The sequence below is a fragment of the Nocardia sp. CWNU-33 genome, from assembly GCF_046764895.1.
Lineage (GTDB): Bacteria > Actinomycetota > Actinomycetes > Mycobacteriales > Mycobacteriaceae > Nocardia.
Genome location: NZ_JBKOQN010000032.1, coordinates 30,771 through 54,631 on the forward strand (window position 1 = coordinate 30,771; position 23,861 = coordinate 54,631).

At 67.0% G+C, this 23,861-nt stretch carries 27 protein-coding genes and 2 pseudogenes; 15 read left to right on the forward strand and 14 right to left on the reverse strand.

Features of this window, described 5'->3' with window-relative positions; translation table 11 throughout:
- Positions 1-43 precede the first annotated feature (43 nt).
- Complete coding sequence (gene pyrR, locus ACLMAL_RS31125; RefSeq protein ID WP_328403083.1) at positions 44-679, reverse strand: bifunctional pyr operon transcriptional regulator/uracil phosphoribosyltransferase PyrR; 636 nt, start codon at positions 677-679, stop codon at positions 44-46.
- A gap of 226 nt (positions 680-905) precedes the next feature.
- Between pyrR and ACLMAL_RS31130 the strand changes: the two genes are divergently transcribed.
- From ACLMAL_RS31130 to ACLMAL_RS31140, 3 genes are all read left to right on the forward strand, one after another.
- Entirely contained in the window at positions 906-1,532 is a 627-nt protein-coding gene (locus ACLMAL_RS31130; protein WP_412002327.1) for an alpha-ketoglutarate-dependent dioxygenase AlkB, read from the forward strand.
- 263 nt (positions 1,533-1,795) lie between these two features.
- Entirely contained in the window at positions 1,796-2,245 is a 450-nt protein-coding gene (locus ACLMAL_RS31135) for an SgcJ/EcaC family oxidoreductase (RefSeq protein WP_412002328.1), read from the forward strand.
- A gap of 132 nt (positions 2,246-2,377) precedes the next feature.
- Positions 2,378-2,494, forward strand: a complete 117-nt coding sequence (locus ACLMAL_RS31140) for a hypothetical protein (protein ID WP_412002329.1) — start codon at positions 2,378-2,380, stop codon at positions 2,492-2,494.
- 262 nt (positions 2,495-2,756) lie between these two features.
- On the opposite strand, the gene ACLMAL_RS31145 is transcribed toward ACLMAL_RS31140, so the two are convergent.
- Positions 2,757-3,641: an SDR family oxidoreductase gene (locus ACLMAL_RS31145; RefSeq protein WP_412002330.1), complete on the reverse strand. Its 885-nt coding sequence runs from the start codon at positions 3,639-3,641 to the stop codon at positions 2,757-2,759.
- Between the two features lie 71 nt (positions 3,642-3,712).
- Here ACLMAL_RS31145 and ACLMAL_RS31150 point away from each other — a divergent pair, with 71 nt between their 5' ends.
- The gene (locus ACLMAL_RS31150) at positions 3,713-4,297 is read left to right on the forward strand and encodes a TetR/AcrR family transcriptional regulator (protein WP_412002331.1); all 585 of its coding nucleotides are present in this window, start codon (positions 3,713-3,715) and stop codon (positions 4,295-4,297) included.
- A 368-nt stretch (positions 4,298-4,665) separates the two neighbouring features.
- Here ACLMAL_RS31150 and ACLMAL_RS31155 read toward each other — a convergent pair whose 3' ends face one another.
- Positions 4,666-5,511, reverse strand: coding sequence for a hypothetical protein (locus ACLMAL_RS31155; protein ID WP_412002332.1), 846 nt, complete (start codon positions 5,509-5,511; stop codon positions 4,666-4,668).
- Between the two features lie 145 nt (positions 5,512-5,656).
- Here ACLMAL_RS31155 and ACLMAL_RS31160 point away from each other — a divergent pair, with 145 nt between their 5' ends.
- Positions 5,657-6,418, forward strand: a complete 762-nt coding sequence (locus ACLMAL_RS31160; RefSeq protein ID WP_412002333.1) for an HD domain-containing protein — start codon at positions 5,657-5,659, stop codon at positions 6,416-6,418.
- Between the two features lie 37 nt (positions 6,419-6,455).
- Here ACLMAL_RS31160 and ACLMAL_RS31165 read toward each other — a convergent pair whose 3' ends face one another.
- Positions 6,456-7,031 (reverse strand): helix-turn-helix domain-containing protein, encoded by a 576-nt coding sequence (locus ACLMAL_RS31165; RefSeq protein WP_328403095.1) that lies wholly within the window; start codon positions 7,029-7,031, stop codon positions 6,456-6,458.
- Positions 7,032-7,114: 83 nt separating this feature from the next.
- On the opposite strand from ACLMAL_RS31165, the gene ACLMAL_RS31170 reads away from it, so the two are divergent.
- Positions 7,115-8,098: a quinone oxidoreductase family protein gene (locus ACLMAL_RS31170; RefSeq protein ID WP_412002334.1), complete on the forward strand. Its 984-nt coding sequence runs from the start codon at positions 7,115-7,117 to the stop codon at positions 8,096-8,098.
- Positions 8,099-8,194: 96 nt separating this feature from the next.
- Positions 8,195-9,352, forward strand: a complete 1,158-nt coding sequence (locus tag ACLMAL_RS31175) for a serpin family protein (protein WP_412002335.1) — start codon at positions 8,195-8,197, stop codon at positions 9,350-9,352.
- A gap of 228 nt (positions 9,353-9,580) precedes the next feature.
- On the opposite strand, the gene ACLMAL_RS31180 is transcribed toward ACLMAL_RS31175, so the two are convergent.
- Genes ACLMAL_RS31180 through ACLMAL_RS31190 form a run of 3 tightly spaced genes read right to left on the reverse strand, consistent with a single transcriptional unit; the run spans position 9,581 to position 11,240 of the window.
- Positions 9,581-10,147 carry a DUF4334 domain-containing protein gene (locus tag ACLMAL_RS31180; protein ID WP_412002336.1) on the reverse strand — a complete coding sequence of 189 codons (567 nt, stop codon included), beginning with the start codon at positions 10,145-10,147 and terminating at the stop codon, positions 9,581-9,583.
- Positions 10,148-10,206: 59 nt separating this feature from the next.
- Positions 10,207-10,719, reverse strand: a complete 513-nt coding sequence (locus ACLMAL_RS31185) for a DMT family transporter (RefSeq protein WP_412002337.1) — start codon at positions 10,717-10,719, stop codon at positions 10,207-10,209.
- Entirely contained in the window at positions 10,716-11,240 is a 525-nt protein-coding gene (locus ACLMAL_RS31190) for a DMT family transporter (protein ID WP_412002338.1), read from the reverse strand. Before ACLMAL_RS31190 ends, ACLMAL_RS31185 begins: the two co-directional genes overlap by 4 nt.
- A gap of 317 nt (positions 11,241-11,557) precedes the next feature.
- Between ACLMAL_RS31190 and ACLMAL_RS31195 the strand changes: the two genes are divergently transcribed.
- Positions 11,558-12,832: an SLC13 family permease gene (locus tag ACLMAL_RS31195; RefSeq protein WP_412002339.1), complete on the forward strand. Its 1,275-nt coding sequence runs from the start codon at positions 11,558-11,560 to the stop codon at positions 12,830-12,832.
- Positions 12,833-12,977: 145 nt separating this feature from the next.
- Positions 12,978-13,856, forward strand: coding sequence for a LysR family transcriptional regulator (locus ACLMAL_RS31200; RefSeq protein ID WP_412002340.1), 879 nt, complete (start codon positions 12,978-12,980; stop codon positions 13,854-13,856).
- A gap of 75 nt (positions 13,857-13,931) precedes the next feature.
- Here ACLMAL_RS31200 and ACLMAL_RS31205 read toward each other — a convergent pair whose 3' ends face one another.
- The gene (locus tag ACLMAL_RS31205) at positions 13,932-14,480 is read right to left on the reverse strand and encodes a TetR family transcriptional regulator C-terminal domain-containing protein (protein WP_412002341.1); all 549 of its coding nucleotides are present in this window, start codon (positions 14,478-14,480) and stop codon (positions 13,932-13,934) included.
- On the opposite strand from ACLMAL_RS31205, the pseudogene ACLMAL_RS31210 reads away from it, so the two are divergent.
- Positions 14,463-14,987: pseudogene (locus ACLMAL_RS31210) on the forward strand (NADP-dependent oxidoreductase); the annotation flags it as partial. The gene ACLMAL_RS31205 and the pseudogene ACLMAL_RS31210 overlap by 18 nt on opposite strands.
- Positions 14,917-15,294 carry a zinc-binding dehydrogenase gene (locus tag ACLMAL_RS31215; protein WP_412002365.1) on the forward strand — a complete coding sequence of 126 codons (378 nt, stop codon included), beginning with the start codon at positions 14,917-14,919 and terminating at the stop codon, positions 15,292-15,294. The pseudogene ACLMAL_RS31210 and the gene ACLMAL_RS31215, both read left to right, overlap by 71 nt.
- A gap of 282 nt (positions 15,295-15,576) precedes the next feature.
- Here ACLMAL_RS31215 and ACLMAL_RS31220 read toward each other — a convergent pair whose 3' ends face one another.
- The 4 genes from ACLMAL_RS31220 to ACLMAL_RS31235 form a co-directional block, all read right to left on the reverse strand.
- Entirely contained in the window at positions 15,577-15,843 is a 267-nt protein-coding gene (locus ACLMAL_RS31220) for a YciI family protein (RefSeq protein ID WP_328403111.1), read from the reverse strand.
- Between the two features lies 1 nt (position 15,844).
- Positions 15,845-16,342: a transcription antitermination factor NusB gene (nusB, locus tag ACLMAL_RS31225; protein ID WP_328403113.1), complete on the reverse strand. Its 498-nt coding sequence runs from the start codon at positions 16,340-16,342 to the stop codon at positions 15,845-15,847.
- Between the two features lie 115 nt (positions 16,343-16,457).
- Positions 16,458-17,021 carry an elongation factor P gene (gene efp / locus ACLMAL_RS31230; protein ID WP_406231095.1) on the reverse strand — a complete coding sequence of 188 codons (564 nt, stop codon included), beginning with the start codon at positions 17,019-17,021 and terminating at the stop codon, positions 16,458-16,460.
- A gap of 49 nt (positions 17,022-17,070) precedes the next feature.
- Complete coding sequence (locus ACLMAL_RS31235) at positions 17,071-18,198, reverse strand: Xaa-Pro peptidase family protein (protein ID WP_328403117.1); 1,128 nt, start codon at positions 18,196-18,198, stop codon at positions 17,071-17,073.
- Between the two features lie 290 nt (positions 18,199-18,488).
- Between ACLMAL_RS31235 and ACLMAL_RS31240 the strand changes: the two genes are divergently transcribed.
- The 4 genes and pseudogenes from ACLMAL_RS31240 to aroB all read left to right on the forward strand — a co-directional run bounded on the left by ACLMAL_RS31240 (position 18,489) and on the right by aroB (position 22,322).
- Complete coding sequence (locus ACLMAL_RS31240; protein WP_412002342.1) at positions 18,489-18,947, forward strand: prepilin peptidase; 459 nt, start codon at positions 18,489-18,491, stop codon at positions 18,945-18,947.
- Positions 18,948-19,126: 179 nt separating this feature from the next.
- Positions 19,127-20,320, forward strand: coding sequence for a chorismate synthase (aroC, locus tag ACLMAL_RS31245; protein WP_412002366.1), 1,194 nt, complete (start codon positions 19,127-19,129; stop codon positions 20,318-20,320).
- Positions 20,317-20,835 (forward strand): annotated as a pseudogene (locus ACLMAL_RS31250) (shikimate kinase); the annotation flags it as partial. The gene aroC and the pseudogene ACLMAL_RS31250, both read left to right, overlap by 4 nt.
- 365 nt (positions 20,836-21,200) lie before the next feature.
- On the forward strand, positions 21,201-22,322 hold the full coding sequence (gene aroB, locus ACLMAL_RS31255; protein ID WP_406231098.1) for a 3-dehydroquinate synthase: 1,122 nt from the start codon (positions 21,201-21,203) through the stop codon (positions 22,320-22,322).
- Positions 22,323-22,398: 76 nt separating this feature from the next.
- On the opposite strand, the gene ACLMAL_RS31260 is transcribed toward aroB, so the two are convergent.
- Together ACLMAL_RS31260 and ACLMAL_RS31265 are read right to left on the reverse strand one after the other, a co-directional pair.
- On the reverse strand, positions 22,399-22,866 hold the full coding sequence (locus tag ACLMAL_RS31260; RefSeq protein ID WP_412002343.1) for a B-4DMT family transporter: 468 nt from the start codon (positions 22,864-22,866) through the stop codon (positions 22,399-22,401).
- A gap of 501 nt (positions 22,867-23,367) precedes the next feature.
- Positions 23,368-23,820 carry a B-4DMT family transporter gene (locus tag ACLMAL_RS31265; protein WP_412002344.1) on the reverse strand — a complete coding sequence of 151 codons (453 nt, stop codon included), beginning with the start codon at positions 23,818-23,820 and terminating at the stop codon, positions 23,368-23,370.
- Between the last annotated feature and the right edge of the window lie 41 nt (positions 23,821-23,861).

Below are 23,861 nucleotides of genomic sequence, written 5' to 3' on the forward strand. Positions count from 1 at the left end.
GACGCCACCTCGCTGACGCTCGGCTCCGCCGTGGCTCGCTCGCTCACGCTTCCGCCTCCTGATGCAGATACACGCCGTCGCGGCCGTCGTGTTCGGTGAAAAGTACGGAGATGTCCTCGCTGCGCGAGGTGGGCACGTTCTTGCCGACGAAGTCGGCGCGGATCGGCAGTTCGCGGTGGCCGCGGTCGATGAGCACCGCCAGCTGCACACTGCGCGGCCTGCCGAGGTCGCGCAGTCCGTCGAGCGCGGAGCGCACGGTGCGGCCGGAGAACAGCACGTCGTCGACGAGGACCACCAGCGCGTCCTCGATGCCGCCTTCGGGCACGGAGGTGCGTTCCAGTGGCCGGTGCGGGCGACTGCGCAGATCGTCGCGATAGAGGGTGATGTCGAGCGAGCCGAGCGCCGGGCGCACACCAGAGAATTCCTCGATCTTCTCGGTGAGCCGGGCGGCGAGCGTGGTGCCGCGGGTGGGGATTCCGATCAACACGACGCGCGGTGCGTCGGGATCGCCCGAATCCAGTGCGGTCTTCTCGATGATCTGATGCGCGATACGCGCAACGGTCCGGCCGACATCCGACGGCGACAACAGTTCGCGTCCCGCCTCCACCCATTCGGGTGTGTGTCGCTGCGATGCCTCGCCAGCGCCGGACTTGGCGGCCCGATCTTCGGGCACGGCCATGCCGACCTCCTTCCCCGCCTCACCGGACGGTCCGTTAAAGGATGTCTTACGGCAAGCAGCCTAGCAGCGCCCCGAGCACCGCTTTCACCAGGCATATCGGGCTGTGAGCCGGGCCACGACGCCGCTGTGAGCCCGGCCACGAAGCAGTCGGAGGCTAACGTCCGGCGTCTCGACATTTTCGGGAAGCTGCTAGCACATACGTTCGATTCAACGTAGATTCGAATCCATGTCGACACCATTCCAGGGTTCGCTGCTCGACGGGTTCGATGACGTGCGCCTCGAGGCGCTGCAGCGAATGCGACGGACACCGCTGAGCAGCGGCGCGTGGGTGGATGTGCTGCCCGGCTGGCTGCGCGGTGCAGACACATTGTTCGAGCGCCTTGTCGGCGAAGTGCCGTGGCAGGCCGAGCGGCGGCTGATGTACGACCAGGTCGTGGATGTGCCACGACTGCTCTACTTCTACGAGGAAGACCAACCGCTACCGGATCCCATACTCGACGACGCGCGCGCTGCGTTGAGCACGCACTACCAGCGCGAACTCGATGAGCCTTTCCGGACCGCAGGACTCTGCTACTACCGCGACGGCCGCGACAGTGTCTCCTGGCACGGCGACACTTCCGGCCGCGGCGCCACCCACGACACGATGGTCGCGATCGTCTCGGTCGGCGCACCGCGCGCATTACTCCTGCGGCCGCGCGGTGGCGGCGCCAGTCTGCGCTACACGGTGGGCCACGGCGACCTGCTCGTCATGGGCGGCTCCTGCCAACGCACCTGGGAGCATGCGATACCGAAGACCCGCAAGCCGGCCGGACCGCGGATCAGCATTCAGTTCCGCCCCCGCAACGTACGCTGACCCGACACCGGACGATAGTGGCGGCCGAGCAATTTCGATGACCATGTCGCAATGAGCGGGCAATGGAGTCGAGGGGCGATCCGCCGACCGCCACGGGCGCAACACAGCATCCATCCTGTCGTTTACCCACCATGGAATGCACGAGCCTCCGCACCGCAAACAACATGGGCGCATTGCCATTCCGTATGCCACCAGAGCTGTGATCCAGACGACTGTCCCGGGCAGTTGACCTCAACCATAGTTCAGGTACGAAGCTGATTCCCATGGATACAGCAACGTTTCAGCCGCCGGTCGTCGAGGACGCCACCGTCGACCACACCGCGGACATCGCGGCGATCGAGCAGATCATCACCGACACCCAGACTGCGTACAACACCAATGATGCCGAGTTGATGACTTCGCATTTCACCGCCAACGCGGTCGCGGGGAACGCCGTCGGCATGCTGATCGCAGGCACCGAGGCGCTGCTGGACGCGAATCGCCAAGGGCTGGCCGGGTTCCTGAAGGACGAGTATGTGCGCTACGACGTCACCGACATCGTATTCCTGCGTGCGGATGTCGCGATCGCACACAAGGTCGCGCGCGCGACGACCGCCGATGGTGAGCTCATCGACACCGACCCCGCGATGGTCGCGCTGTACGTGCTGGTGAAGCAGGAAGGCCGGTGGTGGACCGCGGCCAGGCAGAACACCCTGGTTCCGCTGGCGGGATAGCGCAGGGCGGTCCCACCAGCGGAATACCGTCGCGGAACGCGAGGTTCGATCATCTCGGCTGTCGAATATCGAGGAAGTGGTGCCACTCCCGCGCAGACCACGTTGGCGTGATTGCTGTGCAGATCACCTGTGGTGCCGCACATTCCTGGCACCACTTCGCTGGACCATCTGGCAGAGAACCTCACCGCCGCCGAGGTGCAGTTGTCCGAAGAGCAGTTCGAACGACTGTCCGCGGTTTCGCCTGCCTGACGGCCGAGCACTCGCGTTCAGTGCGGTTGCGTCGACACAGGCTCGCGTTCTCCCAGCACCCATGTTCGGCACCGCACTTTCGTCCGGCGCAGCGCCCGTGTTCGGCTCAGCTCCTGCGTAGGGCACGAGACAGCGCCTGCGCTCGACACTCGCGCGCAGACAACGCTCGCGCATGGAACATGCTGGCGGCACCGTCGCGGTCGTCGGTGGTACGCGCCGATCTCATGGAGTTCAGTGAGGATCGGGCCTCGACGCACCGGACTCACCCGTAGTGCTGTGGTGGCCACTGCCGCAAAAGATCCCGCTCGCGGGACAGGAACTCGGCAAATGTCGTGGCCGGTCGGTGGGTGAGATCGTGGACGGCCGAGGTGGTCTCGGCGAGAGATCCGTCCGCGACGTCGGCATACAGCGTTGCCACGTCGGCGGCGAACTGAGCGGGCAGCCCCTGGGCTACGAGGTTGTCCGCGAAATCCGATAGGGGCTGGTCGATGTAGGACACCGTCCGGCCGAGCGCCTCGGACAGCCGGGCGGCGATCTCGGCGTGGGTGAGGGCTTCTGGACCGGTCAGCACGAACCGCCGTCCATTGCCGAGGTCGCTGCTCAGCAGGACGGCGGCGCAGGCGGCGATGTCGGCGCAGTCGATGTAGGACACGCGGCCCTGTCCGTAGGCGCCGAGGAGATCGCCGCCGCTGGTGAATGCGCCTGTGCCGGTGAGGAAGTTCTGCATGAACCCGCTCGGCTGCAGGATCGACCAGTCCAGACCCGAGGCCTCGAGCCGCGCCTCGATCTCGGCGTGCGCACCCTCGGCCAGCAGACCACCGGGCCGGGCACCCCAGACCGAGACCTTCACAATGCGCCGTACCCCCGCACGTACCGCCGCATCGATCACAGTGGTCTGCTGGGCGACCATCGGCTGCGACCCCGGGGTCGGTTGCGCCCCTGGTGAACAGAGAAACACCCGATCGACGCCGGACAGCGCGGCCGCGATCGAGTCCGGATCGCCGAAATCGCCCACCACCAGGTCGCAGTCCAGTTCTCGCGCGCGGTCCGGGTCGCGCACGAGCGCCCGGAACGGTTTGTCCTGCTGTCGCAACCGGCGCACCAGATGGCGGCCGATCGAGCCGGTAGCACCCGTGACCAGGATCATCATCTACTCCTTCTAAAATCGAGGCACCTTCGAAATATATCTCGAGGGCCCATCGACTTAGAAGGGTTGTGATGGAAGAAACAGCATCCCGGGTCCGCCGTCCGCGCGCGGATGCCCGCCGCAATCGAGAGCGGCTGCTCGCCGCCGCCGACGAGGTCTTCGGCGCGGGCGGTGCCGACGCGCCGCTGGAGCATGTGGCGCGGCGGGCCGGTGTGGGTGTCGGCACGCTGTACGGACACTTCCCGACTCGCCGGGCGCTGATCGCCGCGCTACTGGCCGAGCGCAACGAGGACCTATTCGAGCGCGGTGATCGGTTGCTCGACGGACCGGTCACGGCAGACATCGTGGCCGAGTGGGTACGCGCGGTGGTCCAACACGCCGCCACGTATCAGGGCCTGGCCGCGGTGCTAGTGGAGAGCCTGAACGACGACGGTAGCGAACTGCACGCATCCTGCCTGCGGATGAACGGCATCGGAGAGGAACTCGTCGATCGCGCCTGCCGGTCGGCGGCTCTCGGGCCCGATGCCACCGCCGCCGATGTGTTCACACTCATCAATGCCGCCGCCTGGACACGTGAGTATGCCGGCCCCGATCAGGCAGAACGCTTGATCACCCTGGTACTCAACGGGTTACGCGCATCGAACGACTCGACATAGGCGTGTGTTCACGGTCTGCCGGTGCGGCAAACAGCATGTCGAGGTGAGTGCCGGACCACGTACGTGTCTGCACCAACGGTGCCCCGGCCGGTGTCAGCGAGTAGTCCACCTGCCACACCGCCTCCGGCGGTCCCGGCCTGGACGAAGCGGGCGACACCACCGGACTCGGCCACCCTGTGCACGCGTGCACTGCGATCGACCGGCTCATCGCCCGCCGTGACATCGACCTGCGAGAGAAGACACCGTGGCGGATGCTGTACGAAACCTGCGCTCCCACGGCGTAGCACACGTGTGCGAGCCAACGGTCATACAGCACAGCGCCGCAACGGATTTCATCGTTGCGGCGCCGTCTGCGGATGCGCCCGGGGTCAGTCGACCACCGAGGGCTCGTCGATCGCAGGGAAGCGGCGGCGGCGAACTGTCGCAGCATGCGCCCAGATGGCGCGGTCCAGATCGCCCGCTTCCCCACCCCCTCGCGCGAGTACCTCGGCGCGCGCCTGGCTTGCGATGTTCACCTTCCGCCGATACTGACGGAAGATCTGGACCTCACCGTTGTAATCGGCTTCGTCCAGGTAGGTGTAATCCATCCCGTCCTGGGCGTAGGTGCCCAGCGTCGCGAGATCGGTTGCCCAGCTGCGCAATTGACCGGGTTCGCCGAACAGGGTGATGAGGCCGCCGATACGATCGACCCAGGCCGATCCGGTCCGCCGGTCACGGTGGCGCCAGATCCGCTCGCCGGGGCCTTGTGATCTCCATTCCCGCAGTTCGTCCACCGCCTGCTGCAAGCCGAAGGTCTGCCAACGCACGGCGCCTTCGGAGCGCCGCCGGAACGGCAGCTGCCGGCGCAGTGCGACGGCGGCGGCGCGCGTGAATACGGTCAGGTCCGAGGGCACCACAACGATCGGATCCGCGGGTGCGGCGTCGAACGGGTTCGGGTCCAGGTGTTCGGGATCGATCACCACCACGGTGCCCGGCCGCCGCTGATAGGCGAGACCCCACAGCAGTCGGGCAAGCACCCGCGAACCGCGCCAGTCCGACAGCACATGCCATGTGTCGTGAAAACGATTGGTGGAGAAGCGGAAATCGCTGCCGGGACGCAGGCTGATCACCGTATAGACCCGGCTGTCGAGCACCATGGTGCGCCGGTGCAATTTCATCATTTCATCGGTGGCCGAACCTCGTCGCGGCCGTTTGTCGTGCGCGGCCACGGTCACCTCCAGTTCCTGCCTCGCGTGCCTACCAGGACACCACGAGCCGCGGGCACCGGCAACGGATTTTCCGGCGGGGCATGCTCCGGCAACGCAGGCAGAGTGGCACAGAGCACAGCGCCGACAAGGGCCGCACCGATAGATTGACCCTATGAGCAATCCTGGGGCGGGGGTTTTGGCCGTAATGCCGCTGCATACGATCAGCGACGTCTACGGCGAATCCGGACTGCGCGAGCGACTACTACTGGAGATCGCAGGACTACCCGAGGCCGAGCGGCTCACCGCCGCCCTCGACCTGGCCGACGAGCTGCACCGCGACGATCGCTACGGCCGGGAACCGTATCTCAATCATCTACTGCGCGTGGCGATTCGGATCATCAGCCACTACGAGGTCCGCGACGCCGATCTGGTGGCCGCGGGCCTGCTGCACGACGCGGTCGAGGATCACGCGACCGAGCTTGCCGGCGACCGCCCCGGCCCGGCGACCAGCGCCGCGCTCACCGAACTGTCCGAACGGTTCGGCGCCCGGGTGGCCGATATCGTTGCCGCCGTGACGAATCCGGAGCCCGATCCGTCGATCGATCGGCACGTCCAGTACCGCGCGCACGTCGCAGCCGAGCTCGATCGCGCGCCGTGGGCCCGGGTCGTGAAGCTGTCCGACTTCACCGATAACGGCGTCGGCATCCTGTACGCCGACGGCCCTCATATGCAGAAGCTCGCCACCAAATACCGCCCGCTGACCGATGTCTACCGCGACCTGGTCACCCGCGCGGACACCCCGCTCGCCGCGCACGTCAAGCGCCATATTCTCGACCAGCTCGACCGCGCCGACGAACGCTTCGACGCGATCCTCGCGCACGACCGACCCGAGATCCAACCCGGCGAGCAGGCGTGGTTCGGACCCGAAACGTAACTGCTGAAGTCGATCTCGACGCCGGTCGCGCCGACGTTCACGGCGTCCGAAGCACCGCCTCTACCAGTTCCCGAACCGCACCCAGCAGCCGATCCGTCTCACCCGCACGGGCCATCTGCGGCACCAGCGCCCCTCCCAGCGACCCGAAGAGCAGCCTGCCGACCACCTCGGCGTCCAGGTCCGGGCGTGCCTCACGCAGCAGTGCGGTGATGTGCGCATCCCAGAAGTTGTGGATTTCGGCGGCTTGCGGATGTGGCGGGCCCTGGATGTAGGCGACCGTCACCTCGATGTTGTCGGTCATCAATCGCACGAACGCATCGAAGAAGGCCACCAACCTGCCCCCGGCGGGAGCACCGGGCCCGAGCGGTGGCGGACCGGTGCGGACGGCATCCATCAGCGCGAAGGTGCTCTCGGCGATCATCTCGTGCAGCAGGCCGGCGCGGTTGCCGAAGCGATGGAAAATCGTGCCTTTGCCCACGCCCGCGGCCGCCGCGACCCGATCCATGGTCAGGGCATCAGCGCCGTGTTCGGCGAGCAGCGCGGCGGTCGCTTCGAGGATCGCCCGCCGGTTACGCGCCGCATCCGCTCGCTCCTTGGGACGTTCGTCGGCCATTCCACCTCCTTCATTGACAAGTTGACCGGCGGTCCATATTGTTTGGCAACATCTGGACCGACAGTCAAGTTATGGAGTTATCGATGAAGGCAATCGTAATGACGGGCATCGGCGGACCCGAAGTACTGGTCGCCCGAGAGGTTCCCGCGCCGCAGCCGGGGACGGGCGAACTGGTGATCCGTGCCGAGGCGATTCCCGTCCTGTTCCCCGAGACCATGCTGCGCTCGGGGCAGTTCCCGATGCCCGTCGAAACACCGCTGGTGTTCGGCTTCCAGGCGGCAGGCGTGGTGGTCGAGGTCGGGCCCGGCGTCGATGTCGAGCTGATCGGACAGCGAGTCGCCGTAGAGACCATGGGCTTCGGGGCATACGCCGAACTGGTGTGCGCGCCGGCGGGTTCCGCGGTCCGGATTCCGGACGGCGTTTCGGCGGTCGAGGCGGCATCGGTGCTGATGAGTGGATCGGTGGCGCTCCCACTGCTGGAGACCGCGGCCCTCACCGGTACCGAGACGGTGCTGATCGAGGCGGCGGCAACCGGCATCGGGAGTGCGCTCACGCAACTCGCCAAGGAATACGGCGCGGCGCGCATCATCGCGACCGCGGGTGGTCCCGAAAAGGCCGCAAGGGCACGGAACCTCGGCGCGGACGAGGTGCTCGATCACAACAACCCGCAGTGGCCGACCCAGCTGCGCGAAGTACTCGGTGACGCCACCGTCGACGTCGTCTTCGATTCGATCGGTGGCGCGACCGCCGTCGAGGTGCTGGCCGCCATGACACCGCTGCGCGGACGAATGCTCAGCTACGGCTGGCTGTCCGGCGCACCGGCACAGGTCGGCGTCGCCGACCTGCTCACCAGCGGCCTGACCCTCATCGGCTGCGCGGGCCCGGCGTGGCTGGCCCGGGTCGCCGAGGCCCGCACCGCGACGCTGGAGCGTGCGGCCGCCGGGAATCTCGATGCATTGGTGGACGCCATCCTTCCGCTGAGCGAAGCGAGCCGGGCCCACCGGCTCGTCGACGATCGCTCCCCGATCGGCAAGATCATCCTGCGCCCCGAGTCGATCGAGGCGTGAGCCCGTGGTCGGCCGCGGCCCGGCGGCGGCCGACCACGAAACACCGCGGACAGCACCGACCGACGCTCGGACCGATCGGCGAATATCGTGGGAGCGGTGCAGACATCTGTGGCGCCGCATGTCGTCGCGACCAATGAGCTGACCGCACGATGGTGCGCCGCGGCAGGCGCAGCCGACTTCGTCTTGTCCGGCGCCGGTGTGTGGCCTCTGTTGGCACTGCTCGCCGCCGCCGCGGAGGGGGCCGCGCGATCCGAACTGGAAACGGCAATCGGGGTGTCTGCCGAGGTGGCGACCACCGCGGCATTGGATCTATTGCACACACTGGCCGACGCCGAGGACGTGTCCGCCGCGCTCGGCCTCTGGGTTCGTGATGACCTACCGCTGCACGAGAATTGGACGCGCCGACTGCCTGCGGGCACCATCGACCGACTCGGCGAACAACAAGTCCTCGACGAATGGGCTCGGCGGCACACCGGCGGCCTCATCGAGAAGTTCCCGCTACGTACCGAGCGCGACACCGTGCTCGTCCTCGCCACGGCCCTCGCCGCGAGGACCACCTGGGACGCGCCGTTCACCGCAACCGAGCTGGCGCCCGAAACCGGCCCGTGGCAAGGGCGGCGCGGACCTGGCCTCCACCGCGTCACCAACCGCCTCACCGATGCCGCGATCCTCGAAGGATCACAACCGGTCACTCGGGTAATCGTGACCGGGACCGCCGATGTGGATGTGCACCTGCTGCTCGGTGCGGCGACCCCCGGCGACGTTATTGCGACCGGTCTGGGCGCGGTGACCGGTGCGGTACCGATCCGCACCGACCTCCCTGCCGGGACCACCGGACCCGGTCTTGTGGTACGCACCCACACCGGGCGGTCGCGGCGCGATTTGCTCGAAGTTCGCCTGCCGCCCTTCGAGATCCGATCGACGCACAACCTTCGCGCACAGCCGGAGTTGTTCGGCCTGACAGCGGCGACCGACAGCACACACGGCCACTTCCCCGATATCTCCCCCGACCCGCTGTATGTAGCCCAGGGCGCACAGGAAGTACTCGCGCGTTTCACCCGAACCGGGTTCGAGGCCGCGGCCATCACGGCCATCACCATGGCGCGGGCCGCGGCTCTGCTGCCGGAACGCCTCGTCACCACCATCTCCGTCGCCTTCGACCACCCCTTCGGCTTCATCGCGGTGCATCGCCCGACAGGGCTCGCCGTCGTCGCAGGCTGGGTTGCAGATCCGCCGACCGAGCCGATCGGCTGACCGAGCCTCCCCACAACCTGCCGAAGTGCCTCGGCAGGCGATCGGGCGACAGCGGGAATCCCGGGTGGTCCGGCGGCTGCCACGCCGATGATGATCAGCTCGCGGCCGACTCGAAAGCCGGCTATCGCATGGGCGGTTCGGGATGGATCGACCGCTGCCCATGGTCGGTCAGCGACCTGTTGGGCGGTGCGCCACACCCCGAGCGCACAGGGCGCATCGCTGGTCGGGTCAGACCGTCTCTCGACGCAGCACAAAGAAATATGGTTCGGTCATGCCGCGCAGATCCATCACGCCGAGCAGGGTGCGTTCGTCGACCCGCCGGAAGTGATCGATGATCGGCAGGTGGTCATAGATCATGCCCGCGCTCAGCACACCGCGATACTCGATATCGCGCAAACGTGCTGCGGGCGTGCGGGTTCGAAGCACCGAACCGATCACCCGCAACGACTTACGCGCCATCCGCACGCCTACGAGCGGCACCCGGCCTGCGAGGCCGAGCGGGACCCGGCGGGGATCGACGGGGAACACGGTTCCGGTCTCGTCCGCAAACAGCAGCGGGTGGACGGCGTCGGCGGTGTCGAACTGCTTGCCATACCAGCCCGAGGCGACGAGCACGCCGGCGAACGGATGCCGAGTGTCCAGCTCCTCGCCGCGCCAACGTCCGGTCGTGATCTCCGCGGTCGGCACACCGGGGAGGCGGTCGAAGAGCTCCCACGCCTGCTGTGGCGTGCAGCCGCCGGCCTGCAGCGCCGCCAACTCGGCGGTCCCCGGCGCTGCGGTCCTCGTCTCGGCCATTTCGGTCTCCTTGCCTGCGGCAACGTTGCAAGAAGGAGACTATCAATCTCTCAGGTCGCTCAGTATTTCGCCATCAGGTAGGAGCCCGCGATAATCATGGCGCACGCAGCGATTCGTTGGACATTGATGCGACGGCGCGGGAACCCCATCACGCCGAAGTGGTCCATCGCGGTCGCGAGAAACATCTGACCGCCGATGATCAAGGCGTTGAAGGTGCCGATTCCGACGCTGGAGGCAACGGTGATCATCGCGAAGATCGCCGCACCGCCGGTCAGACCGCCGAACGGCGCCCACTTGGGCATGGCCGCGAGATCGGCTCGGGTCGGCAACTGTCGATTCGACGAAACCAGCAGCGCGACAACAAGAATGATCCCGACGCCGGTGAGGGCCACCGCATAGGAAACCACCCCGCACAGCCACACATTCTTCAGCGCCAACTTCAGCGTGTTCTGACAGCCCGCCTCGATGGACCGCAATGCGCCGCCGATCAGCAGGAATACGAAGACCAGGGCAAATGCCGAGCGAGGCAGCGCGGTGCGCGTCTGGACCTCGGGTTCGGTGGTAGTAGTCATCGGACAGTCCCTTCAACAGCCGCGGTGGTGAGCGGGGTGGTTTCTTGTTTCGCCGAGTCGCTGGCCATCAGATAGACCGCCACCGTGATCAATACGGCGCCGACCACACGGGGTGCGGTCAACTCCCTGGTGGCGAACCCCATGAGCCCCAGGTCGTCCATCACCAGCGCGACCAGCATTTCGCTCACGATGACGACCGCGTTGAACGTTGCCACGCCGACATATTTGGCGACGGTGATCATGCCGACCACCGCGACACCGCCGATCAGGCCACCGAACGGCGCCCACCACGGCATGTTTCGCACGTCGTCGAGGGACGGCCACGCCGAAGGCGCGACCACCCTCGACACCGCCAGGAAGATCAAGAATCCGGCCAGCGCAACGGCATACGAGAACACCGCGCACAACCACACGTTCTGCACATAGATCTTCTGCGTGTTCTGACACCCGACCTCGATGGACCGCAGCCCACCGGACACCAGGATGAAAAGAAATACGAGCCCAAGGCTAATGGCGACCATGACGAGACACGTCCTTTGGTTCGGGAGGAGCAAACGCCATCACGAACCCAGCGATGATCGGCGCGACGGGCCTCCACAGGAGGACCGTATGTCCGTTTGCTATCGACACCACCAATCGTGACCCACATAACGTACCGTTGGTTAGTGGCACCGTCAATAGCGGGCCGTGGTTTTTGGAGTGCTTGCATGCACCCCGAGTCGTTCCGAAAGGCCTTGCAGGAGAACAGTGCTCGAGATATTCGAGGACAGCGAGCGACGCCGCACTCGGCAAAGCCCGGCGCGCGACCCAGTCGTCCCAGCACTGAACAGCTCCCACCATGCCCGCTGCTGAGATGATGGCGAACGTGCCCGAGCAGATGCTTTCCTCCGCGCGGACCCCTCCTTCGACCACACCACCGCCGCGATGGCGGCCGAGCACGCTGGACTGGGTCCGGCTCGGACTGTTGCTCGCCGGACTGCTGTGCGTGCTGACCGGACTACTGCCACAGGACCAGGCCGTCGACAATATGCGCCGGATCGGTCCGCTGCTGCTGTTCCTCGGCAGTGTGATCGTGCTTGCCGAACTCACCAGGCAGGCCAAGGTTTTCGATGTCATCGCGCATCGCATCGCAATTCTGGGTCGCGGCTACTATCCGGCGCTGTTCGGGCTGTGCGTGCTGTTCGCATCCGCCACCACGATCCTGCTCAACCTGGACACCACCGCGGTGCTGCTCACACCGGTCATGCTCGCGCTGGCGAGGCCCGCCCGGATCCCGCCACTGCCGCTGGCGATGACCACGCTGTGGCTGGCCAATACCGCGAGCCTGCTGCTGCCGGTCTCCAATCTCACCAATCTGCTGGCCGCGGACCGGATTGCGTTGCACGCCACCGACTTCGCCGCGCACATGTGGGCGCCACAACTGGTGTCGATCGTCGCGACGATGATCTGCCTGTGGGTCTGGTACTGGCGGCGCGGCCGACGCGATGCCGACCGTTACCTGCCGCCGGAACCGGTCCGCCCGGAGAATGCGAGGCAGCGCGCGCTGCTGTACACGACGGCGACCGCGTGCCTGCTGTTCGTCCTGGCCATCCCGTTCGTCGGCGATCGCATCGGCATCGCCGCCACGCTGGCCGCGGCCATCGCGGTGGCGGCCTTCGCGATCTTCGACCGTTCCGCGCTGCGGCTGTCACTGATCCCCTGGCAGCTGCTGGTTTTCGTGGTCGGGTTGTTCCTCGTGGTGCCCACGCTGAGCAGATTCGGACTGTCCGAGGTGATGCACTGGCTGATCGGCACCGACCCCGACGCCCTCGGCGCATACCGCGCCGCAGGAGCGGGCGCTGCGCTGTCCAACGTGGCCAACAACCTGCCCGCCTATACCGCAGGCGAGACCGTCGTACCGGACGCGAACCGAAACCAACTGCTGGCCTTGCTCATCGGCACGAATATCGCCCCACTGGTCACCCCATGGGCATCCCTAGCCACGCTGCTGTGCCTCGAATTCTGCCGCACCCATGGGGTCCGCGTCCCGATGCTCCGCTTCGTCCTCACCGGCCTGGCCCTGGCCACAATCGCAACCACAGGAGCGGTAGCCGCCCTCCTACTCACCGGCTAACCAACAACGATCACGCCACCCGATCGTGAGCGGCACATTGCCATTGCCGGTTTCCGCGTGAGCGGGTCGACAACAAGTCAGATCACCGGTGGGAACGTTCTATGCTTCCCGTGACACGCAGCTCCGCTACCGATGGGAGTTAACGGTGCACATCGAGTCGCTGCGCTATATCGTCACTTTGGCCGACGAGCTACATTTCGCGCAAGCCGCGCAGCGTCATTTCGTCTCAGCCGGGTACTTCGGTCGTCGGGTGCAGAAACTCGAACACGCGCTCGGTGACCGGCTATTCGATCGCACCAGCCGCCGGGTCGAGTTGACCCCGGCCGGTCTTCGGATCGTCACGCACGCCCGCACTGTGCTATGCGCGCTCGACGAGTTGTGGGCGAGCACCGATCCAACCTTGGGGAGTCGGTCCGGCCTATTGCGGATCGGAGTCCTCGGATTCGGGATAGCAGAGCGGTGGCCGCAACTGCGAGACACCTTGGCCGCGGCCATGCCGAACCTGAAGCTCGTGCACGAAGAACTCGACTGGCTTTCACAATACGAGGCGGTTCGCCAGGGCGACGTCGATGTCGGCATCGTGCACGACCTCGGCGAGCTCGAGGGATTGGTGTCCCAGCGGGTGTACACCACGCCGTCGGTCGCGGTCGTCCCGGCATCATCCCTGCTGGCCGACGCCGATCTGCTGAGCTGGGACGACGTCGCCGACTGCGGATGGGTCGGGTTGTCGAGTGCCCACCCGCGATTCAAGGAGTGGGCAGGCCCCGCCCTGCAGGTGCCTCGGAATGCACCGACGGTAAGGACACCGACGGCGATTGCGAGCGCAGTCGCCACCACCGGGCTATTGGGACTGCAGGGTGCAGCTGCGAGCCACTACTTCGCGCGACCCGATGTGCTATTCGTGCCATTCGACACCAAACCGGTCGAGGTCGCCGTCGTCACCAGGCAATCCGACAGCCGCCCGGTTGTGCAGGCTTTCCGGCAAGCGGTCGAGAGCCTCGACCGTGACCTGGCCGGTGCATGATCGGACCGGTCGTCGGGCGAATTGACGACTCAGGAAATTAGACAGAGATAGTGGGGGCGGCGGTGGCGACGACGGTCAAGCGGTGGCGATGATGCGGCGAGCGCGGGCGTAAGGGGCACCGTCGCTGAATAGCAGTGCGTCCTGACCTGCCATGCGTGCGACCGAGTCGACTCCGAAGGCGAGATCGGCGGGATCGATGTCGGGGGCGATTTCGCCGAGCGCGATGGCCTCGGCGCGGCGCGCCAAGATTGGCTGCGGCTGCACGAGACCACCATCCGCGTCGTGCACGCGTCCAGGCCTGGCGTCACTCAGAGACCGCGGATCGACTCGACGTCCACCCGAGGCGACGCCAGTCCTGTCGAAAACCGTCGAATCAGGAACTCGAATCGACGCACACAACAAGCTCGCGGTAGGACAACCCCACGACGCTCGTCGGCAGGTGAACACAGCGGACGAGCGTCCACTTTCTCGAGCAGTACGAGAGGACAGACCATGCGCGCGATTCAGCAACAGCAATGGGGCGGACCCGAGACCATGCAGCTGGTAGAGGTGGACCGGCCGCTGCCGGCCTACACCGAAGTGTTGGTGAAAGTGGTTGCGGCAGCAATGAACCCGGTCGATCATTACGCCCGAGAAGGCAAGGCGTACAACACTGTGCTGCCTCTCCCCTTCGTCAATGGCTGGGATGTCGCCGGGGTGGTCGAGGAAGTCGGCTACGGCGTCACACGCTTCGAGCCGGGCGATCGCGTGTTCGGCATGCCGTGGTTCCCGCGCCCGGCAAGCGCCTACGCGGAGTACGTCACCGCACCATCGCGACACTTCGCCGCCATACCGGAAGGCGTGAGCTTCACCCAGGCTGCCGCCCTGCCACTCGCCGCACTGACGGCATGGCAGATGCTCGTCGATGTGGGGCAGGTAGGGCCGGGGCAGCGGGTGCTCGTCTCTGCCGCGGCGGGTGGTGTCGGCCATCTCGCGGTGCAGATCGCAAAGTCATTCGGTGCGTACGTGCTCGGCACCGCGCGCGCCGCCGAGCACGAATTCCTGACCGGCCTCGGCGCCGATGAAACCATCGATTACACGAGCACCGAGTTTCCGGCCGCTGTTCGCGATATCGACATCGCCGTCCAGATGTTCGGCGGCGAGTCGGCACTGCGCACGCTCGAAACCCTACGGCCAGACGGCATTCTCATCAACGCCCAGGCCGCATGGGACACCCGGGATGCACGAGCGCGCCGCCGAACTCGGCGTACGTGCAAGCGCCTTCCTCGTCGAGCCCGACCGCGCAAACCTGGAATCACTGGCCGACCTGGTCGCCAAGGGGCAACTGACCGCCCACATCGACACCCTGCTCCCGCTGGAGCAGGCCGCCGACGCGCACCGCCTGATCGCGCAGGGCAAGACCACCGGCAAGATCGTACTGACCGTGGCGGACGTCTGATTCGGGTGGCCTGCACCACATGACTTGACCTCGAGTGCAGTTGAGAAATAAAGATCGACTCCGTGCGCGAGCGCCGGCGTCGACCAGTCACAGGTGAATTCCGTCGACCGCACCCGAGTCCGCGAACCCGTCACAGCCGACAGTTCGCGGTTCGCTCCCGCTGGGCCCGTACACCCACCAGCGGGAGCGCAGGGTGCGCGCCGACAAAAATCCGGTGAGCGGGAACGCCGAACGACAACAGCCGCACACCTTGCAGGTGCGCGGCTGTGGCGGACGTTCAGGTCAGGCGGAGACCGCGATCTCCCACTCGTAGACGGTCAGTTCCGATGACCCGGTGGTGTGGACCGGGTCGGTGAAGGCGATCTCGCGGGCGGCGTCGAGGTTGTCGGCGTGGATGACGTAGGCACCGCCGGTGCCGTCGGTAAAGCGGCCGCTCTCGACCAGGTGGCCGCGTTCGAGCAGATCGGCGAGAAACTCGCGGTGCGGCTCGACGACGGCGGGGTCGAAATTCGGCCTGCGCATCGCCATGACCAGGTACTTGTTCACCATCTCAGGCCTCGGGCTCCGGGCGCGGGGCCAGCGTCGCCGCGGCGGCGGCGCGGACCTGCGGTGCGACGAGCACGACCTGGCCGAGGACGCCGTTCACGAATGACGGGGAGTCGTCGGTGGACAGCTCCTTGGCCAGCTCCACCGCCTCGTCGACCGCGACCACCGGCGGAACATCGTTGGCGTGGAACAACTCCCACACCGCGATCCGCAGGATTGCCCGGTCCACGGCGGGCAGCCGGGACAGCTCCCAATCCTTGAGGTAGGACTCGATGGTGCCGTCCACCCGGTCGAGATCGTCGGCGACGCCTTCGACCAGGGTCTTGGTGTAGGCATGCACCGGCGCGACAGCCTGATCCTGGGTGGACAGTTCGACGCGCTCGGAGACCAGGTCGGCCGCGTCGACGTCGCGGGCCTCCGCCTCGAACAGCAGATCGACCGCGCGGCGGCGGGCCTTGTGCCTGGCACCGAGCTTCTTGTACGTGGGCTTCTGTTCGGCCACTGTCACATCATCCCCGTCTTTACCCGATCGCGGCAGCTGCGGGGCCCTTCGTGGTCACGCTTCGCGAGCGTGCCCAGGCCCGCCGCTACTGCCGCGGCCTGATGGTGGTAGGTGATCAGGAGTTCACCCGACCGAGGTAGCTGCCGTCGCGCGAGTCGATGCGCAGCTTGTCACCGGTGTTGATGAACAGCGGGACCTGCACCTCGGCGCCGGTCTCCAGGGTCGCGGGCTTGGTGCCGCCGGTGGAGCGGTCGCCCTGCAGGCCGATGTCGGTGTGCTGCACCTCGAGCTCGACCGTGACCGGAAGCTCTACGTAGAGCGGGGCGCCCTCGTGCGTGGCGACCTGCACGGTCATATTCTCCAGCAGGAAGCGCGCGCCGGGGCCGATGGTCGACTCGGAGATCGAGATCTGGTCGAAGGTGTCGCCGTCCATGAAGACGTAGTCCGAACCATCGTGGTACAGGTAGGTCATATCGCGACGGTCGACGGTGGCGGTCTCCACCTTGACGCCCGCGTTGAAGGTCTTGTCGACAACCTTGCCGGACAGCACGTTCTTCAGCTTGGTCCGCACGAATGCGGGCCCCTTGCCCGGCTTGACGTGCTGGAATTCGATGATCTGCTGGAGCTGACCGTCGATCTTCAGCACAAGGCCGTTCTTGAAGTCGCTGGTGTCCGCCACTGTCCTCGGATCTCCTCGTTCGTAATGTCCACGTCTCGGGCAACCGGCGTCAGTCGACGACGGTCAGGTCTTTGCTGGTGTTGGTGAGCAGTTCCGGGCCCCCCTCGCGCACCACGAGCGTGTCCTCGATGCGGACGCCGCCGCGGCCGGGGAAGTACACACCTGGTTCGACGGTCACCGCCACGCCAGAGAGAAGTGTACCGGTTCCGGTTTTGGCGATTCCCGGCGCTTCATGGATCTGCAGTCCCACCCCGTGCCCGAGACCGTGCACGAACAGCTTCCCGTGCCCGGCCGCCTCGATCACCGCGCGCGCCGCCGCATCAACGTCGGCCACCGGCGCACCCGGTTGCAATGCTTCGCGGCCGGCCCGCTGCGATTCCTGGACCAGGGCATATACCTCGCGGTGCCAGTCCGTGGGCGAGCCGAGCACGAAGGTCCGGGTCATATCCGAGTGGTAGCCGCCGACCACCGCGCCGAAATCGAGCTTGACGAAGTCGCCGACAGCGAGCACAGCGTCGGTCGGCCGATGATGCGGGACAGCCGAATTCGCGCCCGCCGCCACGATCGTCTCGAACGCCACTGCCGCCGCGCCGTGCTCGAACATGGCCCACTCGAGGTCCCTTGCCACTTGCCGTTCCGTGCGGCCGGGCCGCAGCCCACCGCGCTCCAGCAGCGTGGCGAGCCCGGCATCGCCCGCGGCGCACGCAGCGCGCAGCTGCTCGACCTCGTACGCGTCTTTCACCATGCGCAGCTGTTCGACGAGGCCGGGTGTGGCGACGAACTCCAGCCCGGTGTGCTGCTCGACGAAACCACGGTGCTGATCGACGGTGACGACGTGACTCTCGTAGCCGACCCGGCCCAGTTGCCACTCCCCCGCGAGCTCCACGATCCTGCGGGCGGTGGCCCGTGCGATCTCGGCGCGCAGGTCCGGCACCTGCTCGGCGACCTGGGTGAGGTATCGGCCATCGGTGCCGATCACCGTGCGCTCCTCGGCATTGCGCATATCCCAGGAGTGCACGAGCAGCGCGGCGTTGGACCCGGTGAATCCCGTCAAGTACCTGATGTTCACCAGATCGGTGACCAACAGCGCATCGACCTCGTTCTCCACCAGCAGACTCCGCAGCGCACCGCGACGCGCCGCGTAGTCGGGCTCGAGGCCCGCGTGATCAGCAGACATATGTCAAAGCTACCGCCGACACGCATCGCGGCGACACGCAACACGTACACCGGCGACGGGCGGATCCGCCGCGGGCGATGCCGTGGTCGGGCGGGTACCGCCGTGAACGGACAAACGTCGCAATACGGCTGAACCGAAATCCGCTCTGCCCCCGCACAATTACTGCGGAGCAGCCGGCGGTCGGCGACCGCGACACCGAGCGGACCAGTGGTTGTTCACATATCGATCGGCTATCAACATTGCGGACCAGAGGCTTGATCGGCGACCGCGCCCGACAAAGGCTGGTAGCCATGGACTTTGCCGCATTCACCCTGCTCGTGGCCTGGTGTGCGATGCTCACCGTCATCGATATCCGGCACCGCAGACTGCCCGACACGCTCACCGGATCAGGTGCGCTGATCGTGTTCGGATACGCGCTGTTCACAACACAATTCACAACCGCGTTGCTCGGTGCTGCGCTGCTGACGATCCCCTACTTGCTGGTGCACCTGGTGTCGCCCGGGGCGTTCGGCGCCGGCGACGTGAAACTCGCGATCGGACTGGGTGCGGTGGCCGCGCTCGGCGGCGCGCGGACCTGGGTGTCGGCAGCGCTCGTCGCACCGGCACTCACCGCCGCGGTCGGCATCGTGGCGCTGACGGTCCGGCGAATGCGAGCCGATGCCGACAGCACCGCAGCAATCACGGTGCCGCACGGGCCTGCGATGTGCTTGGCGACGATGCTGGCGCTGGTGGTGACGCATGACAACTGACGCCACTCCGACACACCGGATCGATCCGCCCGGACTCGACTCTGCGGCGCTCTCACAGCGACAACCCGGCCGGTGACGGCAGGTGGTGCGACGACCATGTCACAGCCGGGGCGAGCGTGCCCGTGATCACGCCGGGCCGCGTGCCGGAGCACCCGCGCCGACATGGGAAGATGGACGACGTGTTGCGCTGGATAACTGCCGGAGAATCCCATGGTCCCGCCCTCGTCACCATCCTCGAGGGGATGGTGGCCGGTGTCGAGGTGACATCCGAAGAGATCTCCGCGCAGCTCGCGCGCCGCCGGCTCGGGTACGGGCGCGGCGCGCGAATGAAGTTCGAGGCCGACAAGGTCACCATCGTGGGCGGTGTGCGCCACGGCCGCACCATGGGTGGACCGATCGCGGTCGAGATCGCCAACTCCGAGTGGCCGAAGTGGACGATTGTCATGTCCGCCGACCCCGTCGACGAGACCGAGCTGTCGGATCTGGCACGCAATGCGCCGCTCACCCGGCCACGGCCTGGACATGCCGACTACTCGGGCATGCTCAAGTACAACTTCGACGACGCCCGCAACGTGCTGGAGCGGGCCAGCGCCCGCGAGACCGCAGCGCGCGTCGCGGCGGGCACGCTCGCCCGCAACTTCCTGCGGCAAGCCTTCGGTGTCGAGGTCGTCTCGCACGTCATCTCCATCGGAGCCGCCGCGAACAACACCGGTCTGGTGCCCACCGCGAAAGATCTTGCCGCCATCGACGAGAGCCCGGTGCGCGCGTTCGACAAGGACGCCGAGGCCGCGATGATCGCGGAGATCGAGGCCGCCAAGAAGGACGGCGACACTCTCGGTGGCGTCGTCGAGGTCGTCGTGGAGGGTCTACCGGTCGGGTTGGGCTCCTTTATCAGCGGCGAGAACCGGCTCGACTCGCGACTGGCCGCCGCACTGATGGGCATTCAGGCGATCAAGGGCGTCGAGGTCGGCGATGGTTTCGAGACCGCACGCCGACGCGGCAGCCAGGCACACGACGAGATGAAGCCGGGGCCCGACGGCGTGCTGCGCTCCACCAACCGGGCGGGCGGCCTGGAAGGCGGCATGACCAACGGCGAGGCGCTACGGGTCCGCGCCGCGATGAAGCCGATCTCGACGGTGCCGCGCGCGCTGGCCACAGTCGACATGACCACCGGCGAGGAAGCCGTCGCCATCCACCAGCGCTCCGACGTGTGTGCGGTGCCCGCCGCGGGTGTGGTCGCCGAGTCGATGGTGGCGCTGGTCGTCGCACAGGCCGCGCTGGAGAAGTTCGGCGGCGATTCGCTGACCGAGACCCTCGACAACATCACCAGCTACATCAAGCGCATCAGCGCCCGCCCACACGTGCCGCAATGATCGTCCAGACCGATCCGCGCGCACCGCGCGTGGTGCTGGTCGGACCGCCAGGAGCGGGGAAATCCACGATCGGCCGCAAGCTCGCGAGGGAACTCGGTGTCGAGCTGTACGACACCGACATCGGCATCGAGCGCGAGACCGGGCGCACCATCCCCGAGATCTTCGCCACCGACGGCGAACCCGAATTCCGCAAGATCGAGGAACGGGTGGTGCGCCGCGCCATCCTGGCCGAGCGCGGGGTGGTTTCGCTCGGCGGCGGTGCCGTGCTGTCCAAGGACACCAGGGCGCTGCTGCGCAACCGCACCGTGGTCTACCTGGAAATCAGTGTGGCCGAAGGACTTCGCCGCACCGGCGCGAGCACGGGACGACCGCTGCTCAACGGCGCCGATCCCGGCGCGAAGTATCGGGAGCTGATGCGCAAGCGGCGGCCGTTGTACCGGGAGGTTGCCTCGGTCCGGGTGCGGACCGACGGTCGTAGCCCTGGACGCGTGGTACGCATGATCATGGCGAAGCTGGGCATGGAGTCGGTCCTGCCGCAAGACGCGGAGCCCGACGCGACGGCAACCACCGGGACAGAAAGCACGACCACTCGGGGCACCGCGCAGCAAACGGCCCCGGGCGGCGAGAAAACACCGGGCACCGGAAATCCGCAGGGCAACAGCAGGTCACGCGCCCGTCGGGCGGCACGGGCGCGCGCCGCGGCGCGCCGCAGGGCCGCCCAGGGCGAACCGCAGCAGCAGGACAACACCGAGCCGGCACCCGCGCCGACGGAAACGTCCGGCGACACACCGACACCGGGCAGCCGGTCGCGGCGCGCTCGCGCACGACGCGCTCGCGCCCGAGCGATCAAACAAACGGCACGAACAGAATCGGAGCACACATGACCGAGCCGACTCGTCTCCAGGTCCGCACCGCCGACCCCTATCCCGTGATCATCGGCCGCGGGTTGCTCGGTGAACTGGTCGAAGCGGTCACCGGCGCGACCACCGGCGTGCGGACGGTCGCGATCTTCCATCAGCCGCCGCTGGCCGAAACCGCCGAAGCCGTGCGAAAGGCACTCGCCGACACCGGCATCGACGCGCATCGCATCGAGATCCCGGACGCCGAGTCGGGCAAGGACCTGGCCGTCGCGGGCTTCTGCTGGGAGGTGCTCGGACGCATCGGCCTGACCCGCAACGACGTCGTGGTGAGCCTTGGCGGCGGCGCGGCGACCGACCTCGCCGGGTTCGTCGCGGCCACCTGGATGCGCGGAGTGAATATCGTGCATGTGCCGACCACCCTGCTGGCGATGGTCGATGCGGCCGTCGGCGGCAAGACCGGCATCAACACCGAGGCGGGCAAGAATCTGGTGGGCTCCTTCCACGAGCCCGCCGCGGTACTGGTCGACCTGGTGACGTTGGAAACAGTGCCGCGCAACGAGATCGTCGCAGGCATGGCCGAGATCATCAAGGCCGGTTTCATTGCCGACCCGGTGATCCTGGAGCTGGTCGAGGCCGACCCGGAGGCCGCGCTCGACCCCAAGGGCGAGGTGCTCCCCGAGCTGATTCGCCGCGCGATCCAGGTGAAGGCGGACGTGGTCGCCGCCGACCTCAAGGAAGCCAGCCTGCGCGAAATCCTCAACTACGGCCATACCCTCGGTCACGCGATCGAGCGCCGCGAGCGCTACCGCTGGCGGCATGGCGCCGCCGTCTCGGTGGGCCTGGTCTTCGCCGCCGAACTCGGTCGCCTCGCCGGACGTCTCGACGACGCCACCGCCGATCGCCATCGCGCCATCCTGCAGAGCGTCGGCCTGCCGACCAGCTACGACGCCGACGCGCTTCCGCAGCTCCTCGACGCGATGCAGACCGACAAGAAGACCCGTTCCGGCGTCCTGCGTTTCGTCGTCCTCGACGGCCTTGCCAAGCCGGGCCGCCTCGAAGGCCCGGATCCGACATTGCTCGCCGCCGCGTACTCGGCGATCGCCAAGGAAGGCAGCCCGAGTAGCGGCGCGATCCTGCTGTAATCGGAAAACGCCCGGCGACAACGACAACGGCGCACCTCCACAGGAGGTGCGCCGTTGTCGTCGCTCGATACCCGGGTCAGGCCGGGGTCGGCCGCGCCGTGGGTGGCGTGGATTGATTGTCGTTGCGGCGGCCCGCCACCGCGCGGCCGATCGCGACGCCGAGCAGCGCGGGCACGAAGATCAGCAGGACGATGAACGAGGCCGAGGCGGTCAGCTCGAAGAGCAAGCCGTTGTCACCGAGGTCGAAGCGGGGCAGCCAGTCCAGGATCCAGGCGACGAGGCCGCTGCCGACGCCACCGGCCACCGCAGCCTTCAGCCACAAGATGGTCAGATCGGAGCCGCGCTCGGGGTCAGGGTGGGCGGCGCGGTCCTTGCGACCATCCAGCACGCCCCAGAACGCGATGACGCCGAGCAGGACGACCAGCGCCAGCATCCGCATCCACCCGCCTTGGGTCGGCCAGTACACCATCGCAAATCCCAGCACGGTACGCAGCACGACAACCAGCGCACCGAGGAGTGTGGCTCGCAACACCCAAGCATTCATGGTCAACACCATAGCCTCGAGTCTGCAAAGGGTCGACCAGTTCACTGACTGCCCGGCTGACCCTTTCGAACTGACAGGTGGTTATCGGGTTCGCACGGACATCTCAGTTGGAAGGAACCCAGAGATCGTACCGATCACTACCGTCATTACGCGGAACACACTGCGCCCGATCATTCCAGAGCGGCGCGCCCTTCAGACAGTTTGCCAGCGAGACGCCCGACGCCGAACCCACGCATTGGAACCCCCAGCGCGGCTGCGTTGATGCGCAGCCATCGCCCTGTGCCGCAGCCTGTCCGGCAAACACGAACGCAGACGCGGCGATCGTCATCGCGGCGGCTACCCCAACTCGAATGAACACCACACCGACCCCCCGTTGAAATGTGTTGGACAGCAAGATAATACCGGAGGTCTCGGCAGTGACAAGAGCATCACCGGATTACCCACGAACATGCTCCAGCTGCACGGGAGGGACGGCGTTGGCGTGCAGGCGTCGAGCTCGGGTCAAGCGGGAGCGGGCGTGAACTGGTTGCTGGCGGCGCGGGCGGAGAGGGCTCGGCCAGCGCCGACGCCGATGAGGGCGGGGATGAAGATCAGCAGGACGATGAACGATGCGGCTGCGGTGAGTTCGAAGAGCAGGCCGTTGTCGCCGAGATCGAACTTGGGGAGCCGGTCCAGCATCCAGGCGCCGAGGCCGCTGCCGAGCCCGGCCGCCGCCGCTGCCTCGAGCCAGACCAGAGCCGGGTCGGTGCCGCGTTCCGGATCGGGCTGGGCCGACCGGCCCATTCGCCCGTCCAGCACACCCCAGTACAGAACGGCAGCCACCAGAACGATCAGGCAGAACAGCCGCATCAACACCCCCCAGGTCGGCCAATTCACCATCGCGAACCCGAGCACCGTACGCAGGAAAACAACCAGCGCACCGAGCGCGATGGCGCGCAAAACCCAAGCATTCATGCCGACCACCATAACCCCGACCAGGGTGAAACTAGAACCCG

What these genes read in the sequence shown, in the direction of transcription:
- pyrR (WP_328403083.1), bottom strand. Translation starts at nt 679, where the DNA reads ATGGCCGTGCCCGAAGATCGGGCCGCCAAGTCCGGCGCTGGCGAGGCA.
- ACLMAL_RS31130 (WP_412002327.1), top strand. Translation starts at nt 906, where the DNA reads ATGTCGACACCATTCCAGGGTTCGCTGCTCGACGGGTTCGATGACGTG.
- ACLMAL_RS31135 (WP_412002328.1), top strand. Translation starts at nt 1,796, where the DNA reads ATGGATACAGCAACGTTTCAGCCGCCGGTCGTCGAGGACGCCACCGTC.
- ACLMAL_RS31145 (WP_412002330.1), bottom strand. Translation starts at nt 3,641, where the DNA reads ATGATCCTGGTCACGGGTGCTACCGGCTCGATCGGCCGCCATCTGGTG.
- ACLMAL_RS31150 (WP_412002331.1), top strand. Translation starts at nt 3,713, where the DNA reads ATGGAAGAAACAGCATCCCGGGTCCGCCGTCCGCGCGCGGATGCCCGC.
- ACLMAL_RS31160 (WP_412002333.1), top strand. Translation starts at nt 5,657, where the DNA reads ATGAGCAATCCTGGGGCGGGGGTTTTGGCCGTAATGCCGCTGCATACG.
- ACLMAL_RS31165 (WP_328403095.1), bottom strand. Translation starts at nt 7,031, where the DNA reads ATGGCCGACGAACGTCCCAAGGAGCGAGCGGATGCGGCGCGTAACCGG.
- ACLMAL_RS31170 (WP_412002334.1), top strand. Translation starts at nt 7,115, where the DNA reads ATGAAGGCAATCGTAATGACGGGCATCGGCGGACCCGAAGTACTGGTC.
- ACLMAL_RS31180 (WP_412002336.1), bottom strand. Translation starts at nt 10,147, where the DNA reads ATGGCCGAGACGAGGACCGCAGCGCCGGGGACCGCCGAGTTGGCGGCG.
- ACLMAL_RS31185 (WP_412002337.1), bottom strand. Translation starts at nt 10,719, where the DNA reads ATGACTACTACCACCGAACCCGAGGTCCAGACGCGCACCGCGCTGCCT.
- ACLMAL_RS31190 (WP_412002338.1), bottom strand. Translation starts at nt 11,240, where the DNA reads ATGGTCGCCATTAGCCTTGGGCTCGTATTTCTTTTCATCCTGGTGTCC.
- ACLMAL_RS31195 (WP_412002339.1), top strand. Translation starts at nt 11,558, where the DNA reads ATGCCCGCTGCTGAGATGATGGCGAACGTGCCCGAGCAGATGCTTTCC.
- ACLMAL_RS31205 (WP_412002341.1), bottom strand. Translation starts at nt 14,480, where the DNA reads ATGATCGACCGGGTTCATTGCTGCCGCAACCACTTTCACCAACACTTC.
- ACLMAL_RS31215 (WP_412002365.1), top strand. Translation starts at nt 14,917, where the DNA reads ATGAAACCATCGATTACACGAGCACCGAGTTTCCGGCCGCTGTTCGCG.
- ACLMAL_RS31220 (WP_328403111.1), bottom strand. Translation starts at nt 15,843, where the DNA reads ATGGTGAACAAGTACCTGGTCATGGCGATGCGCAGGCCGAATTTCGAC.
- ACLMAL_RS31235 (WP_328403117.1), bottom strand. Translation starts at nt 18,198, where the DNA reads ATGTCTGCTGATCACGCGGGCCTCGAGCCCGACTACGCGGCGCGTCGC.
- ACLMAL_RS31240 (WP_412002342.1), top strand. Translation starts at nt 18,489, where the DNA reads ATGGACTTTGCCGCATTCACCCTGCTCGTGGCCTGGTGTGCGATGCTC.
- aroB (WP_406231098.1), top strand. Translation starts at nt 21,201, where the DNA reads ATGACCGAGCCGACTCGTCTCCAGGTCCGCACCGCCGACCCCTATCCC.
- ACLMAL_RS31260 (WP_412002343.1), bottom strand. Translation starts at nt 22,866, where the DNA reads ATGAATGCTTGGGTGTTGCGAGCCACACTCCTCGGTGCGCTGGTTGTC.
- ACLMAL_RS31265 (WP_412002344.1), bottom strand. Translation starts at nt 23,820, where the DNA reads ATGAATGCTTGGGTTTTGCGCGCCATCGCGCTCGGTGCGCTGGTTGTT.